The sequence below is a fragment of the Marinobacter sp. genome, assembly GCF_048266785.1.
Taxonomy (GTDB): domain Bacteria; phylum Pseudomonadota; class Gammaproteobacteria; order Pseudomonadales; family Oleiphilaceae; genus Marinobacter.
Window position 1 is genome coordinate 157,630 of sequence record NZ_JBLWYX010000005.1, and the last position, 16,590, is coordinate 174,219.

General features: G+C 55.7%; 12 protein-coding genes. 8 read left to right on the top strand and 4 right to left on the bottom strand.

The window, feature by feature from the left end; all coding sequences use genetic code 11:
- Positions 1-18: 18 nt before the first annotated feature.
- The 5 genes from ACN0V1_RS09835 to ACN0V1_RS09855 all read left to right on the top strand — a co-directional run bounded on the left by ACN0V1_RS09835 (position 19) and on the right by ACN0V1_RS09855 (position 4,181).
- The gene (locus tag ACN0V1_RS09835) at positions 19-2,106 is read left to right on the top strand and encodes a marine proteobacterial sortase target protein (RefSeq protein WP_417544824.1); all 2,088 of its coding nucleotides are present in this window, start codon (positions 19-21) and stop codon (positions 2,104-2,106) included.
- Positions 2,103-2,720, top strand: a complete 618-nt coding sequence (locus ACN0V1_RS09840) for a class GN sortase (RefSeq protein ID WP_417544825.1) — start codon at positions 2,103-2,105, stop codon at positions 2,718-2,720. Before ACN0V1_RS09835 ends, ACN0V1_RS09840 begins: the two co-directional genes overlap by 4 nt.
- Before the next feature lie 47 nt (positions 2,721-2,767).
- Positions 2,768-3,466: a lysophospholipid acyltransferase family protein gene (locus tag ACN0V1_RS09845; RefSeq protein WP_417544826.1), complete on the top strand. Its 699-nt coding sequence runs from the start codon at positions 2,768-2,770 to the stop codon at positions 3,464-3,466.
- Positions 3,467-3,534: 68 nt separating this feature from the next.
- Positions 3,535-3,777, top strand: a complete 243-nt coding sequence (locus ACN0V1_RS09850; protein ID WP_144777641.1) for a GlsB/YeaQ/YmgE family stress response membrane protein — start codon at positions 3,535-3,537, stop codon at positions 3,775-3,777.
- A 2-nt stretch (positions 3,778-3,779) separates the two neighbouring features.
- Positions 3,780-4,181 carry an MAPEG family protein gene (locus tag ACN0V1_RS09855; protein WP_291949880.1) on the top strand — a complete coding sequence of 134 codons (402 nt, stop codon included), beginning with the start codon at positions 3,780-3,782 and terminating at the stop codon, positions 4,179-4,181.
- Positions 4,182-4,238: 57 nt separating this feature from the next.
- Here the strand turns inward: ACN0V1_RS09855 and ACN0V1_RS09860 are convergent, their stop codons facing one another.
- On the bottom strand, positions 4,239-4,679 hold the full coding sequence (locus ACN0V1_RS09860) for an OmpA family protein (protein ID WP_417544827.1): 441 nt from the start codon (positions 4,677-4,679) through the stop codon (positions 4,239-4,241).
- 193 nt (positions 4,680-4,872) lie between these two features.
- Here ACN0V1_RS09860 and ACN0V1_RS09865 point away from each other — a divergent pair, with 193 nt between their 5' ends.
- On the top strand, positions 4,873-6,321 hold the full coding sequence (locus ACN0V1_RS09865) for a rhomboid family intramembrane serine protease (RefSeq protein ID WP_417544828.1): 1,449 nt from the start codon (positions 4,873-4,875) through the stop codon (positions 6,319-6,321).
- Between the two features lie 127 nt (positions 6,322-6,448).
- Here ACN0V1_RS09865 and ACN0V1_RS09870 read toward each other — a convergent pair whose 3' ends face one another.
- Complete coding sequence (locus tag ACN0V1_RS09870) at positions 6,449-7,903, bottom strand: hypothetical protein (RefSeq protein WP_417544829.1); 1,455 nt, start codon at positions 7,901-7,903, stop codon at positions 6,449-6,451.
- Between the two features lie 291 nt (positions 7,904-8,194).
- On the opposite strand from ACN0V1_RS09870, the gene acnA reads away from it, so the two are divergent.
- Complete coding sequence (acnA, locus tag ACN0V1_RS09875; protein ID WP_417544830.1) at positions 8,195-10,963, top strand: aconitate hydratase AcnA; 2,769 nt, start codon at positions 8,195-8,197, stop codon at positions 10,961-10,963.
- 57 nt (positions 10,964-11,020) lie between these two features.
- Here acnA and ACN0V1_RS09880 read toward each other — a convergent pair whose 3' ends face one another.
- Both ACN0V1_RS09880 and ACN0V1_RS09885 read right to left on the bottom strand, forming a co-directional pair.
- On the bottom strand, positions 11,021-13,018 hold the full coding sequence (locus ACN0V1_RS09880; RefSeq protein WP_417544831.1) for an ATP-binding protein: 1,998 nt from the start codon (positions 13,016-13,018) through the stop codon (positions 11,021-11,023).
- The gene (locus ACN0V1_RS09885) at positions 13,015-14,802 is read right to left on the bottom strand and encodes an ATP-binding protein (RefSeq protein WP_417544832.1); all 1,788 of its coding nucleotides are present in this window, start codon (positions 14,800-14,802) and stop codon (positions 13,015-13,017) included. The genes ACN0V1_RS09880 and ACN0V1_RS09885 overlap by 4 nt, the downstream gene beginning before the upstream one ends.
- A 102-nt stretch (positions 14,803-14,904) precedes the next feature.
- On the opposite strand from ACN0V1_RS09885, the gene ACN0V1_RS09890 reads away from it, so the two are divergent.
- Entirely contained in the window at positions 14,905-16,563 is a 1,659-nt protein-coding gene (locus tag ACN0V1_RS09890) for a diguanylate cyclase (RefSeq protein WP_417544833.1), read from the top strand.
- The last annotated feature ends 27 nt before the right edge of the window (positions 16,564-16,590 follow it).

A 16,590-nucleotide genomic window follows, 5' to 3' on the forward strand; every position in this document is an offset into this window, starting at 1 on the left:
GCGCGCCGGAAGCTGCGGATGGTGCGTTTTATGGAGGGCGTAAGTTTGTGGCTCGCGGTTTTGTTGGTGCTGTTTGTTCAGCCGCTTTATGCAGAGGCCAGTAACAGTAACGAGGATACGGCGGGTGTGCTGCATTTTGTGAATGGCGAAGGCCAATGGCAGGAACCGGCGCTTGTGCTGGGGAGTGATTTTGATGTTCGGGTTAGTGGGCTGATTGCAGATAGCCGGTTGGTGCGAACGTTTCGGAACATAAGTGATCGGTGGCGCGAAGGGGTGTTTGTGTTTCCGCTGCCGGAGAAGGCGAGTGTTTACGGGCTGACGATGAAGGTGGGGGAACGCACGATTGTGGGGGAGGTTCAGCCGCGAGAGGAGGCAAAGAAGACCTATGAGAAAGCTCGCGACTCCGGGCGTCATGCGGCTACGGTTGAACAGCAGCGGCCGAATCTGTTCACGACCCGGGTGGCGAATATTCCGCCTGGGGCGACGGTGAGTGTGGAGTTGAATTATCAGCAGTTGGTGAGTTATCGGGATGGGGTTTTTGAGTTGAGTGTGCCGACGACTCTGACACCGAGATACATGCCGGGCGAACCTTTGGCTGCGACTCCACAGCAATGGCAGGGTGGCTGGGCGGTGCCTACTACGGAAGTGCCGGATGCCGATGCCATCAGTCCGTTTACGGTGGGTGTGGCAGACGTAGCTGCGGACAGTCACCGGGCGTCGGTTCGGTTCACTATTGATGCGGGCCTTCCGCTGGCGCGGGTGTCCAGTCCCAGCCATGAGCTGGCAACGCAGCAGGAGGGCCAGGTAATGACGGTTGAGCCCCAGGCTGGGGAGATTGTGATGAATCGGGATTTCGTATTGCGCTGGCAGCCTCTTGCGGGTCAGGAGCCGGGCGCCGCTGTTTTTCATCAGCAGTGGGAAGGAGAGGACTATCTGCTGGCGATGGTGGTGCCCGGGCGGGCCGGTAAAACTCGTTTGCCGCGTGAGCTGACGTTTGTGATTGATACCTCCGGTTCCATGGCTGGGGAATCTATCCGGCAGGCAAAGGAAGCGTTGCAGCTGGGGTTGGAGACGCTGGCGCCCGGTGACCGGTTCAATGTGATTCAGTTTAATTCTCAGCCACACGCTCTGTTCATGGCGTCGGAGATGGCAACGGCGAACAATCTGGCCCGGGCGCGGCAATATGTTAGTAGATTGAAGGCCGATGGCGGTACGGAGATGGCGCCGGCTCTGACGATGGCTCTGCAGGGTCACGGCAAGGGCAGGAGTGGGCTGCAAGATGATGCGTCAACAGAAGAGTCAACAAGAGTGCGCCAGGTGGTGTTTATGACCGATGGTGCGGTGGGCAATGAGTCAGCGCTGTTCAGCCAGATCCGCCGCCAATTGGGTGATCAAAGGCTGTTCACGGTTGCGATAGGTTCTGCGCCTAACAGGCACTTTATGCGTGAAGCTGCGCGTTGGGGACGTGGCAGTTATACCGCTGTGCAGGATCCTTCGGATATCAGCGGCCCTCTGGTCCGGTTGTTTGCGGCTATGGAAGCGCCGGTATTGACGGATATCGAGGTGCGCTGGCCGGGCCAGTCAGCTTCGGTGCAGGAAGACAGCTTTCCGCGTCGCCCCGGTGATCTGTTCCAGGGCGAGCCGTTGCTGCAGGTGGTGCGTGGTATACCACCCGCCGGTGAGTTGAGTGTGTCAGGCCGGTTGCCGGGTGGTGGTAAGTGGCAGCGCAATCTGGACTTGCAGCAGGCCGTCTCTGGCTTGGGCCTGAACCGCTACTGGGCCCGGGAGAAAATCGACAGTCTTCTCGATGAAGCACGGGTAGAGGGGCAGGAACCGGACAAAGCGAAAATCACCAGTCTGGCGGTTGAGCATAGCCTGATGTCGCCTTACACCAGTTTTGTGGCGGTGGATGCAACGCACGCCCGAGATCCCGAAAGCACTTTGTTAAAAGATAACTTGCCAACGCTACTGCCGGCAGGAAGTCAGCCCGGTATGGCACGCTACCCGCAAACGGCTACGGTTGCGCCTTTGCTTGTTGCTCTGGGGCTGCTTGGCTTGATGTTTTCTGCCGCCCTCGTGCTCCTGCAAAGGCGGGCATACCCATGAGCCGTTTGCTGCTGTTGCTGATGACAAGCTCTGCCACCCTGCTGGTTTTCGGGCTGTGGATCCCGCTGAAAGCGGTCGTCGCTCAGGAACTGCTGGAGATTGCCTGGGCCGAGAGCCAGGCCCGGCAGACCGAATCCCGACCTTGGCCATGGGCCGATACCTGGCCCGTGGCGAAACTGTCCATGCCGGAATTGGGAGACTCAATGATCGTGCTGGCCGGTGTCCATGGGGAGAGCCTGGCTTTTGGGCCGGGTCAGATGATGGGCGCGGAAAGTCAGCGGGGTGTGGTCATCATTGCCGGCCACCGTGATACTCATTTCCGGCCCTTGCAGTATCTGGAGCCTGGCAATGAACTGCAGTTGCAAAACCGTGACGGGCGCTGGCAGGGGTATCGGGTACAGGAAACAAGGATTGTGGATAGCCGCTCGGAGTTCATTGATACCCACAAGTTGCCTGCGGGTACCCTTTTGCTGGTTACCTGTTATCCGTTTGACACTATGGATGCAGGTGGCCCGCTCCGGTATGTGGTGGAAGCTCGTGCAGAGGTTATTCGCACCCAGGCCACGCAGAACAAAGACTCCTCAGGGAAGATTGATACTGTCGCACGGCTATAAATTTGGCGTACACTTGTGCGCCAAAATCCTGTTGCAGAGTTTGCCGTATGGGCTTTATCAGAAACTTTTTGGCTTGGATGAGTGTTCCTGTGCTTTGTATGCTCGCCTTGCCCCTCTATATTCTCAGGCCATTCAACCCCGATAATAACCGGTTATTGGCCATAGCAATGGCGCGGACTGGCCGCTTGATACTGGGCATGAAGCGGCCTCTGGAAGGCGCGGAACATATGCCCCAGGATCGCCCTGTGGTTGCGATCGCCAACCATCAGTACAACGACGATCTTTTTGTGGTGGGTGATCTCGTTGCGCCTCGTACTGTAACCGTAGGGAAGTCATCACTGATCTGGCTCCCGTTCTTTGGCTGGGTATTCTGGTTGGGTGGCAATGTGATGCTGAACCGTGCGCATTCGCGTAAAGCCATTGCAGCAATGCAGGCCACCAGCGACGCGATCACCCGTGATAACAAGAGCCTGTGGGTTTTTGTGGAGGGCACGAGGAGCAAGGGGCGTGGGCTGCAGAAGTTCAAAAAAGGTGCTTTCTACGCTGCGGTGTCGGCCGGAGCACCGATTGTTATGGTATGTACTGCCGAGTATCGGAACAAAACCCTGGGTTGGTTTGGTCGACGTGAGCCTGTGCCCATCCGGATCTTGCCCCCGGTGGAAACGACAGGCCTTACCACTGAAGATGTCCCTGCCCTGATCGCGCGCTGCCATAAAGAGATGGCGGAGACTATCGCCAATCTCTGAGATGCACCGGGCTTGATTACTCTGTATAAAGAATCTCTTGAAAGACGTCCCGCGAAGAGAGGAAAACGATGAACCTGATTCTGTTTCTGATTATCGGTGGTGTTGCGGGCTGGCTCGCTGGCCTGATCATGAAAGGCCGTGGTTTTGGCGTGCTGGCGAATATCGGTATTGGTATCGTCGGGTCGTTTATCGGCGGTTTTGTTTTTCGCTTGCTCGGGCTGGCCGCTCAGGGCGCCATTGGTGAGCTGGTAACCGCCACCGTCGGCGCGGTGTTGCTGCTGGCGATTGTCAGCCAGATCAGGAAGCGCTGACCATGATTGTACCTGTTACCGGAGTGTTTGCTGCTGTCCTCGGTATATTGTTGCTGGCGTTGTCGGCCCAGGTGGTGAAGTTTCGCCTGAAGTACAAGAAGGGCATGGGCACTGCTGGTGATCGCGATTTTGAAGCCGCCGTCCGCGCCCACGGTAATCTTGTAGAGTACGCACCGCTGGGCCTGATCATGCTGGGTATTGCGGAGCTGAATGGGGTGGCCAGCGGCCTTGTTTACTGGACGGGTATGACCCTGGTGGTTGGTCGTCTTCTGCATGCCTGGGGCATGATCAATGGCCATGGTGAGGAGCATAAGGCCCGATCGATTGGCATTGTACTGACCTGGCTGGCGATTCTGGCCGCTGCGATTCTGCTGTTATGGAATGTCTGGCAAGTCTACGGCTGATTGCGCCAATCATTCCGCCCGGGGCCACCCACTCTGGTCCCGGGCTGCTTTCCTTATCTAAAGTGCTTTTGCCATATCGCTGGCCAGATACTCTATCTCGACCCGGCGATTGGCGGCCCGATCGTCTGGTGTTGTGAAAGGGCGGGCTGAGCCCCAACTGGTAACCAGAATACGTGATTCGGCAACACCCTCTTTAATCAGAAGTCTGGCGACCGCGTTGGTCCGAAGCCTGGACAAAAAGCGGTTAAAGTCCTCGGCACCAAAATTATCAGAGTGGCCATGAATCCGGATGCTGACCGCCGGGTGCTGCCGGAGGTAGACCGCGTGTTGCAGGATAATCGCCTTGTCTGAGCTGTCCAGCGCGTGTTTGTTGAAACCGTAATGAAATCTCATCCGGTGTGGGCGACGCTCTTCCGGCGCCAAGGCCGCTGCATTAAAGCCGGATGCCACGACAGCTTTGGCGATCAACTCCGGGTTGTCCAATACGAGTACGGTCATCTGCAATATCCTTGTTCCAGGTCTCTGGTTTTTCTTGTTATTCCTGCGCACTATTGGCTGAGATAGAAATAACGGCAATTGGCGGATAGTCGACATGACATTCACGCTGAAAATCATTTAAGCGCGAAAATAAGGCACTGGTATGATAGAAAACAGTTTTTCAGGGACAGATTATGATGAATTGTGACCGCCCATGCTGATTATTCCTGCTGAGAACGCTGTTAACTGGAAGCGCCCGCCCTGGGTAACTCTCGGGCTGATGTTTACCTGCCTTCTGGTTTTCCTGTTTTACCAGGGTGGAGACAGCCGCAAACTTGAGCAGGCGGTTGATACTTATGTGGATTCTGGCCTGCCGCTTTTGGAAGGTCCTGCCTATGAGGATTACCTGCAACGGAAAATCCGGTTCGAAGGCGAAGATGAACTGGTTTCCGAGCTTCAGAGATTTCAGAAGCTGAGAGCAGAAGACGAGGACTTCTGGCTGGCGGTCAGCCTGCTTATGGATCGCGAGTTCTACCAGTACCTGCTGCAGAACCGCGATGTGATATGGGCCCCGGCTGATCGGGTGCGCTGGTTGGAACAACGCACCTTCATTGAAGAAACCTACATCCAGCGCCTGAGTGCGCAGCAGCTCGGCCTGATTCCCGCCCAACTGTCTTTCTACACCCTTGTTACCTACCAGTTCCTCCACGGCGGCTGGGGGCACATTATTGGTAATCTGGTCTTCCTGTTCCTGCTTGGCTTTACCGTTGAAAAGGCGCTTGGCCCGGGTCGTTTCCTGCTTGCCTATCTGGTGTGCGGCGCCTTGTCTGGCGTGGTTTTCACCGTTTTCTCGCTCGGCAGTCATATTCCGCTTGTGGGCGCCTCTGGCTCAATATCCGGACTCATGGGTATGTACGTAGCCATCTACGGTTTGCAGAAAATCCGCTTCTTCTATTTTCTTGGCGTGTATTTCAACTACTTCCGAGCGCCCGCGCTGGCCATACTGCCGGTGTGGCTGGGCAAGGAAATCTACGATTACTGGTTTGCCGGTGCGAGCGGCGTTGCCTACATGGCCCACGCTGGCGGCCTGCTGGCGGGCGCTGGGCTGGTATGGCTGCTGGGCAAAAGCTGGCTGCAGGTGCGCGAGGAATTTTTTGAGCCGGAAGGAGACAAACAGGACGATCGCTTTACGACAAGCTACGCCCAAGCCATGGCAAGTCTGGGGCGCATGGATTTTGAGCTGGCCCGGCGTCAGTTCGAGGCGTTGCGTGAACACTATCCGGACAGGCCCGTTTTGTTAGAGCACCTGTATAACCTCGCCAAATTGCGCCCGGACTTACCCGAGTACCAGATCCGCGCCCGCGAGCTGATGAATGGCAACCTGAGCCGCCGGCAGCCGGAACAAATGATTGCGGTCTGGCAGGAATACCTGAGTAAAGGGGAGAGTTACCACCCGCTTGCCGCCGAGGATCATAACCGGGTGTTGTTCGCCAGCCTCAAGCAACACGATCTCAAGGCCGCAGAGAAGGCTTTTGAACGCCTGCGTAGTGCTGATGCCCCGTTGTTGACCACAGAGGCTTGTCGGTTACTCGCAGAAGAGTTCGAGAAATTGCAGATGGAGCCCAAGGCTCATCATTATCGGCAGTTGCTTCAGGCAAATTGACGCAGCCGGGGGCCTGTGAGGGCGGAGCTCCCCAAAACACGCTGTGAATACATCCATGTACGCTCGGCTCCGCCATCCATGGCTCCGCACGGTTTTGGGGAGCTCCGCCCTCACAGGCCTTTCTCCCTCAGTCCTGAATCACAAACGAAGCCCGGGGCCCTTTGAGAAGCTCCCGCTTCTCAGCCTGCTCCAGAAAAGCCGGAATTTGTTCGTGCAGTGGGTGCTTCTCACAGCGCTTCTGGATGAACGTGAGGAAAGCTGTCGCCTTTTCCCACTGGTTCAGGCCGTTAGCCAGGCTTTGCGCAACCAGCAGGTAAGCTGGGGCCAGTTCATCGCTGTCCGGGAAGCGTTTATGGAAGTCCTGCAGCAACCGTATGGCCGGTTTGTATTGCCCGCGCTGATACAGGCAGCGGGCACAGCGCACGGCCAGTTCCGGATCCTCCAGTTTGACCCCCGGTTCCGCCTCTTCAAGCATGCCGAGCAACGAAGCTATACCTTCGCCGTCGTTCCGGTCGGCCAGCCAGCCCAGAATTCGGGGGTGGTACTGGTAAAGTTCAGTCGTATCGTTACGGGCAACCAAGAGCTGGTAGAGCTGGCCGATACGCAGTGCATCGTCCCGGTTTCGCTTCAGGGCTTCCTTCAGCATGCCTTGAACCCGGTCGTAATTGCCGTCTTTCAGGTTCATATCAAGGTCTGCATCAAAGCGGGTACTGCGATCCCGTTGGTCCATGTCCACATTCGCAGGCTCCCCCTGAATATCCGATGCGAATCCCAGCTCCTCCTGATACTGAAATAATAGATAGCCCAGCATGTTGAACAAAATCAGGGTAAAGGTGCTGTTCAGAAAACCGGACAAAGGCTGTGAAAACCAGAAGGGAAAGTGATTGAGTGCAAAATCCTGGGCTACACCAGAGGCCAGGGTGAGCAGAACAAGATAGCCGTATAGCAGAAAGTAGGGGGTGCCAATGCGGGAGATCAGTACCGCCAGATTCATCGGATTTACTGCGGCCCCCACGGATCGCTCCATGGCCAACACCATAATGCTGGCCGGCAGTGCCAGCACCACAAATGCCAGCGCCAGCAGCATGAGCAACGGGCCGCCCAGCATCGCGGCCGCGCCGACCAGCCCGCCCATCAGAATGAAAACCAGCAACTGGAGGATAACGATGTTGAACCCGCTACCGGTGAAGGCGACAGACACCGAAGGCGGCTTCAGGTAACCTTCGGCTGTGTGGTTGATGACCGCATAGGTGTATTTGAACAGCGCCAGTGCCAGCAGCAACCAGATCAGGACCCCGATCAGGTTGGCGGGCGCAACCAGGGGCACCAGCGTACAGATTGCGATGACGATCAGTGGATCCGAGTGGAACGGGTAACGAAAAAAAGATCCGATCCGGTTCCAGAAAGGTATTACCTCCGTCGCAGCGCCCAGATACCGCATGGCTTTGCTGCAGCTTGGACACAATGCTTTGCGCTGACGAATGTCAGCATCAGGCATACAGCCGCGGCAGTAATGAATCTGGCACTCGCCGCAGTGCCATTTGGCAGGGTCACCCGGGTGGTAGTGGCAATCGTGTTTCACGTTAGGTGTTTGTCCTGATCCATCAGAGAAGGGAATGATAATAATGCCAGATGTCCGGGTGGATCACAGCCCCCTCTGTCATGGTAGCAGCAGCCTGTCTTAATGGGGCTATGGCCTTGTATTCAGCGCGCGAATCCCGGACATTCACAGGATCATGGTTGAACTCTGGCCAAACGGTGCGATAGTTATACAAGACTTCACATTCCTTGGCTTTTGCGCCAGCCTGCTTGTTTGGGTTCGAAGCAGAACTTGTAAAAGTGCTCGGATTATGACGAATAACGGAGGCACAATATGTCGAATGATAGCCTTGGCAACGATAGCCTGAATACCCTGACCAGCCTGAGTGCAGGCGGCAAAACCTTCCACTACTACAGCCTGCCCAAAGCGGCGGAATCCCTCGGTGATATCAACCGTCTACCCTTTTCCCTGAAAGTGCTACTGGAAAACCTGTTGCGCAATGAAGATGGTGTAACCGTGGATCAAAGCCACGTCGACGCCATGGTGCAGTGGCTGAAAGACAAGCGCTCAGATACCGAGATTCAGTTCCGCCCAGCGCGAGTGCTGATGCAGGACTTTACTGGCGTGCCCGGTGTGGTTGATTTGGCTGCCATGCGTGAGGCCGTTAAAAAGGCGGGCGGCGACCCTGCGCTGATCAACCCGCTGTCTCCTGTGGATCTGGTGATTGATCACTCGGTGATGGTCGACGAGTTCGGCACTGCTTCTGCTTTTGGACAAAACGTAGCCATTGAGATGGAGCGCAACCAGGAACGCTATGAATTCCTGCGTTGGGGCCAGCAAGCCTTTGATAACTTCCGCGTGGTACCGCCGGGAACGGGTATCTGTCACCAGGTAAACCTGGAGTATCTAGGTAAAACCGTGTGGCACAAAAAGCAGGGCGATAAAACCATCGCCTACCCGGACACGCTGGTGGGTACCGACTCCCACACCACCATGATTAACGGCCTGGGCATCCTTGGCTGGGGTGTCGGCGGCATCGAAGCCGAAGCGGCCATGCTTGGACAGCCGGTATCCATGCTGATACCGGAAGTGGTGGGTTTCAAGGTTAGTGGTAAATTGCGTGAAGGCATCACTGCCACAGATCTGGTGCTGACCGTTACCGAAATGCTTCGCAACAAAGGTGTGGTTGGCAAGTTTGTTGAGTTCTATGGCGACGGCCTTAAAGATATGCCAGTGGCAGACCGTGCCACTATCGCCAACATGTCTCCGGAATATGGCGCAACGTGTGGCTTTTTCCCGGTGGACGAGCAAACCCTCAAATACCTGCGTTTGACAGGTCGCGACGACGAGCAGATAGAACTGGTTGAGGCCTATGCCAAAGCCCAGGGGCTATGGCGTGAGCCCGGTCATGAGCCGGTATACACGGCCACCCTCGAGCTCGACATGGGCGAAGTGGAAGCCAGCATGGCCGGGCCGAAGCGGCCGCAGGATCGGGTCGCGCTGAAGAACATGAAATCAACGTTTGAGTTGTTGATGTCGACGGCCGAAGGCGTGCCGGAGGCGGCTGACAGCCGTGAAAGCAATCTGGAATCAGAAGGTGGCCAGACAGCGGTGGGTGTGGATGACAGCTACCATCACCCGTCGAGCCAGCCGCTGGAAATGAACGGTGAGCAGACACGTCTTGACCCGGGCGCGGTAGTGATTGCCGCTATCACGTCGTGCACCAACACGTCCAACCCCAGCGTGATGATGGCTGCCGGCCTGGTAGCCCGGAAAGCGGTGGCCAAAGGTTTGCAAACCAAGCCCTGGGTAAAAACCTCGCTGGCGCCTGGCTCAAAGGTGGTCACGGAGTATCTCAACGCAGGTGGCTTCCAGGACGACCTGAACAAGCTGGGCTTCGACCTCGTGGGCTACGGCTGCACCACCTGCATCGGCAACTCAGGCCCGCTGCCAGATGCGGTTGAAAAAGCCATTGCTGATGGCGATATAACGGTGGCCTCGGTGCTGTCTGGCAACCGTAACTTTGAGGGGCGTATACACCCGTTGGTGAAAACCAACTGGCTTGCATCGCCGCCACTGGTTGTTGCCTATGCGTTGGCCGGAAACGTGCGGTTGAATCTGCAGGAAGATCCATTGGGCAAAGACCAGGATAGCAACCCGGTGTATCTGAAAGACTTGTGGCCCACCCAGCAGGAAGTGGCCGAGGCTGTGGAAAAAGTCAAAACCGACATGTTCCGCACCGAATACGCCGCCGTGTTCGATGGCGATGCCACCTGGCAAGCCATAGAAGTGCCGGAAACCAAGGTGTACAAGTGGTCAGACGACTCCACTTATATCCAGCACCCGCCCTTCTTTGAAGGCATGGGTCCGGAACCTGAGCCGGTAGACGATATCCGCGACGCGAATATTCTTGCGCTGCTGGGGGATTCGGTAACCACCGACCACATTTCTCCGGCCGGTTCGTTCAGCGCCGACAGCCCCGCTGGCAAGTATCTGCAGGAGCGCGGCGTTGAGCCGAAAAACTTTAATTCCTACGGTTCCCGCCGGGGTAACCACGAGGTGATGATGCGTGGCACCTTTGCCAACGTACGCATCCGTAATGAAATGCTGGATGGCGTTGAAGGTGGTTTCACGAAGTTTGTACCTACCGGGGAGCAAATGCCGGTTTACGATGCCGCCATGAAGTATATGGAACAGGGCACACCGCTGGTGGTGATTGCCGGCAAGGAATACGGAACCGGCTCAAGTCGCGATTGGGCTGCCAAAGGTACACGGCTGCTGGGCGTTCGTGCGGTGGTGGCAGAATCCTACGAGAGGATTCACCGTTCCAACCTGATCGGCATGGGCGTTATGCCATTGCAGTTCCCGGAAGGTACGGATCGTAAGAGCCTCAAGCTGACGGGTGAGGAAACCATTAGCATCAGCGGATTGTCTGGTGAGATAACGTCGGGTCAGACCTTGACCATGACGGTAACCTACAAGGACGGCTCCACTGCAACCTGTGATCTGAAGTCGCGGATCGATACTGCAAATGAGGCAGTGTATTTCGTTCACGGTGGCATCCTGCACTATGTGGTGCGTGAGATGCTCAAGTCTGCCTGAACCAATTGCTTTTCTGGTTCACACCCAAAAAGGCAGCCCGTTAAAGGCTGCCTTTTTCTATGGCTTATCGTCGCCTGACACAGGCAGACGTATCCAGAAGGTGGCGCCCTGGCCGGGCAAAGACTCGAAACCCACTTCGCCCCCCATCGCCGTGGTCAGTTCTCGCGTTATGGCGAGCCCAAGGCCGGTTCCACCCTGGCTGCGGGTGTCAGAACTGTCTGCTTGGGCAAAACGCTGGAAGATCTGGTCCCGAAAGGCGGCCGGAACACCCTGCCCTCTGTCTTCCACGCCAATCACGACGGTTGGTTTCCCTTCTGATAATTCATGGCGGGCGGACAAGTGGACACGGCCGTTGTCTGGGGAGAACTTTATAGCATTGGATATCAGGTTGTTCAGTGCCTGCAATAGCCGCTGGCCGTCTACGAGGACTTCGGTTTCGAGGATGCCAGGCGCTGGACTAATGGTGATTTTGCGCTGCGCGCCGTAAGACTGGTTTGTAACTATCGCCTGTTCAAGCAGGGGCTGAAGGGGCTGTCGCTCCATATTGATGTCCAGTTTGCCTTCTACCAGTTTTTCCATGTCGAGCAGGTCATTGATCAACGTAGCCAATTGTTGGGCATTGCGTTTGGCGATTGCCATCATATCCTGTGCTTTTGCGGGAAGTGACCCGGCGGCGCCGCCGGCCAGCAGACCAATTGCGCCCGTAATGGAAGTAAGCGGTGTGCGTAGTTCATGGCTGACGATGGAAACGAACTGGCTTTTCATGCGTTCGATCTTTTTGCGTTCAGAAATGTCCTCCATCAGAACCCAAAGTAATTTGCGCCCGGAGAAGTCACGTATCAGCATACTGTGAATAATGACGGGGAAGATAACCCCCTCACGATCGATCACGTTTTGCTCGACGGGGCCGAAATATCCCGTCTGCCTTAACTGATCCAAAGCTTCAGTGCGCCGTGATACGTGGTCGGGATCAAGCAGTTTTCGGTAGTCCAGCTTCAGGAACTCATCCTTGCTGTAACCGGTCGATTTGAGCATGGCTGCGTTCACATCGATGATTGCCGACGTCCGGTAGTCCGAAAGAAGGATTCCAGTGGGCGCAAGTTCAAACAGGCGACGAAGCTGCAGTTCGCTTTCCTGCAAACCTAGCAGTGCCTTTTTTTTGTCATCGATATCCTCAAGGTAGCCATGCCAGATAATGCTGCCGTCAGAAAGTTTCTGTGGCGTTGAGCGGCCTTCAATCCAGCGCCAGCGGCGCTCTTGCCCGCGCAACCGGAACTGGATCGACCAAGTGCTCAGTTGACGTGCAGACTCATCAATCGAAGCTTTTACGGCGTGCAGGTCATCTGGATGGATCATCTTGAACAGAGCTGCCGCATCATCCCGGGCCTGCCTTTGGGTCACACCAAGCGTGCGCTCAATCCCCTTACTGCTGAAAGGAAAGCTCATACGCCCATCCGGATAACGGCGGAACTGATAAAGGCTGCCGGGTGCCAGATCAGCAAGCTGTTTTAGCATTACCAGGGATTCATTCTGTTGTTCCAGTTCCTGCTCACGGTAGTGAATGGCCAATTCACGGGCGCTGATCTGTTCTTCAGCACAGTCGGCCAGATCCCGCAGAGACTGCCGATCCTCCTCGCTCAGTGTGTGTGGTTTACGGTCAATAACGCATAAAGTGCCGAGGGCATGGCCGTCTGCGCTGTGAAGTGGTGTGCCGGCATAGAACCGGATATATGGGGCGCCGGTCACCAGTGGGTTATCGCAAAAACGTTCATCTTCCCATGTGTCTTCGATCACCAGCGGTTGCCTGTCGAGAATGGCGTGGCCGCAGAAGGAAATGCTCCTCGGAGTTTCGCTGACATCCAGCCCGACACAGGATTTGAACCATTGTCGGTCTCGGTCTATCAATGAAATAAGGGCGACCGGCACATTCAGCAGACGTGCTGCCATTCGCGTCAGCCGATCGAAGCGTGCTTCAGGGGGCGTGTCGAGAATTCGCAGTTGGTCCAGCGCCGTTTGTCTTGCCCGTTCATTGAATGGAAATTCAGGTGCACTCATGATGACTGGGCCTCCGGCAAAGCGATGCTGTCCATGGGCAGCTCAACCCAAAAATGTGCTCCACCGTCATTGTAGAAGCCGACATTCCCGTTTAGCAGACCTGCAAGCTGGCGGCTGATCGCAAGGCCAAGGCCAGTGCCATTGGTTGCGCGCGTCGTACCGGCTTCTGCCTGGGCAAAACGTTCGAAAAGCTGGCTCTGAAATCCTTCAGGTACGCCTTTGCCCTGGTCGCTGACGGTGATTCGCAGTCGGCTTTGATCGGTTTGTTCAGCATGAAGTGTCACCAGGCCTTGTTTCGGTGAAAACTTGATGGCATTGCTGACGAAATTATCCAGGATTTGCCGCAACCTGTGACCGTCGGTCTGCAGAGTTATCGCGGGTGTGTCCAGAGCGGCGAGCCTGACACCGAACTCCCGCGCCGTTGTTTCGTTGCCGCTGACAGTTTCGGCGAGCAGTTGCTGCAGATGTTCAGGCTGAAAGCTCAGGCGCATTCTACCGCTGGCGAGTTTATTGAAATCGAGCATGTCGCTGATGAGCAATTGCAGGCGTTCGCCGTTGCGCAAAGCTAATGCTGTCATCTCCTTGGCTCGTTCTGGAAGTTCGCCGGTTGTGCCGGATTGAAGCAGCCGCAAAGCGCCATTTATAGAGGTCAGTGGTGTTCGCAACTCATGGCTGACATTGGACACGAAATTGTCTTTGAGTTGGTGGTTGGCATCGCGTTCATCCATTAATTGATTGAATGCCTTAGCCAAATCACGTACCTCTGGTGCACCCTGTTCTTTGAGGCGGCTTGATGATTCCGGCTTCCGGATCATGGAGCGTATGCGACGGGTCATCTGTGTGAGGGACGCGGTTGTCGAGCGGAGTGCCAGGTACGTCAGTAGTAATATGCCGAAGGCCAATCCTATACTGATCAGAAAAAATCGGCTGAAGGCCTCTTGTGCGGGAGCCGTAGCAAGTGACTTGGGAACGGCACGGATAAACAACCACCCAAGGCGTTGCAGATGGCTTGTTGCATAGATCAGTGTTTCACCTGAGGCGGCCTCAACCTCACCAAAACGGATACCGGACAAGGCGGCATCAATCAGTAAATTATCCCCGGGATCGGGAAGACTCTCGATAGCGTTGCCTTCACCAGAGCCTTCTACAAACAGGAAGTTACCCGTGTCTACCACCAGGAAAATAGCATTTTTACTGGCATTATTTCGCACGTGTTCCGGTATCAGAAGCGACTGATCCATTTTCAGGGTGCCGCTGAGGAACCCCAGGAGCTCTCCGTTATCACCCTCGATTGGCGCAATAAAAACCATCAGGGGTATGCCCGTTGTTCGGCCTATAAGGGGGCGACTGATTACGGGGCGACGAGTTTCAATAGCCTTTTTCCAGTGGGGCCGGTCGGCATAATAGGTGCCGACTCTGCCAGGAACAAAAATGTTTTCAGCAATCAGTGTAGCGTTTGCAGTCAGAACCGTCAGGCTGTGGGGAAACAGTTTTTTGAGTTTTTGCTGTTTTTTCAGGAGATCTGTAAGTTGTGCCTGAGGCAACAGTTGGCCATCGTGGCTTAGCATGGCGGTAAACTGAGCCATCACACTGGTACGAAGCTCAAGATCCTGGCTGACCAGGCTGGAGATGTAGGCTGTTTCGTTCGCCTGTTGCACGGACAGATTCGTTGCAAAGTCCTCCAGCAATGCATCGTAAGCGGCGTAGATAACCGAGCCCAAGGTTGCCAGACTGCCAAACAGTACGATCACAGCAAGGCGGGTGCCCAGAGATAGATAACTCAAAACGTGCTCCTGTCTGGCTATTTGCCGAAAAACTTGCTTTGATTGAACAGTAATTGATTCAGAATTCACAGCGTTTGCGCGCGATAATCAGCAAGAGCATTTATGCCTCAAAGCCCTTCTTCCGAGGTGCGCAGAAAACTGGAGACGCTTCGTAATCGCTTTCGCGATAAAACGATACGTGAAATTGAAGGCTTGGTCGCCAGTATTTTTAACGCATCCCGGTATCCGGAAGCCACCGAAGAGCTGATCTTTGTCTATCAGCTTTTACACAGACTGGCGGGTTCGGCTGGCACTTTCGGTTTTACCCAGCTTGGCGAGCAGGCGAGAAAACTCGAGATTGCTATAAAACCTCTGGCAGATCAGATAACGGAAGGGGTCGACAGCGAGCGTATCCGGCTTCAATTAAAGCAGTTGCTGGCTAACGGCTATGAAAACGACATTGCTGGTCTTGGCAGCCTGTTGGGGGTGGCCGAACCGGTATCAACCGGGTGGCACAAGCCGAGACCAGTAGAGGCCGGAAATCAGTCTGTCTTGTTGATTCTGGAGCCTGATCAACAGCGTAAGGAGCTGATATCGCAGGGCTTGGCACTGTATGGTTACCAGGTGCACAGTCTAAGTAGTGGCAAGCAGTGGCCAGATAGTATGGACGAGATTGATCTCGTCATGGTCAAGGATACGCTGCTCCGGGATGATGAGGCTCACTGGTTGTCCAAGCTTCGCAGCATTCCGGTGATTTGCTTCAGCGAGGCCCACGACTTTACGACCCGTTACCAGTTGGCCTGCCTGGGCGTCGATGCCTGTATTGATGAGCCTCAGGATATTCCCGCCCTTGCAGACCGTATAGAGCAGCTCCTGGCTGAGGGGTTGGCAACGCTCACCGGTCGGGTGATGATTGTAGACGATGACAGAGAGCTGCTGGAACACTACCGGGTGGTTCTTACCAGTGGCGGTTTGCAGGTGCGGGCACTTGATGACCCATCGCGCCTGCTGTCGGAACTGTCCGAGTTCCGGCCGGACATTCTGCTTATGGATGTGCAGATGGGGCATTACGATGGCCCGGTTCTGGCCCGGATGTTGCGGTTTCAGGCCGAGTGGCTCAGCCTGCCCATCATCTTCTTTTCGTCTGAAGAAGATCGCGACCTGCAATTGGATGTACTTGCCCGTGGCGGTGATGATTTTGTGACCAAGCCGGTATCCGATGAGTTTTTGCTGCGCACGGCGAGGATTCGATGCTACCGCGCCAGACAGCTTGGCAAGCTGGTATCGCTCGACAGCCTTACCGGCTTGCTGAAGCACGCTCTCGCTAAAGCAGAGCTGAACCGGGAATACGCGCGTTGTACCCGTACCGGGCATGATTCTGTTGTCGCCATGCTGGATCTGGATCACTTCAAACGGGTCAACGACTCCTACGGCCACGGGACAGGCGACATGGTCATCAAGGCCTTGTCCAACCAGCTGCGCCATCGGTTGCGCAAGACGGACATTATCGGCCGCTATGGTGGTGAGGAATTCGTTATCGTGTTACCCGAGTGCTCGCTGGAGAAAGCCGTTGAGGTACTTGAAGCGTTGAGTCGGGATTTTGCCCGCCTGGTGTTTAACGGAGGCAACGAGGAGTTTTCAGTGACCTTTAGCGCCGGTGTTGCCGTATTAACTGCTTATGGGTCCGGTGAGCAGGCTATTGAGGCTGCAGACCGGGCGCTATACCAGCGCAAACGCGCGGGGCGCAACGGCGTTACTGCGGCTTCAGGAGATCAACCGTGAGAGTTTACTGCGATTCGAGAGTGCCGA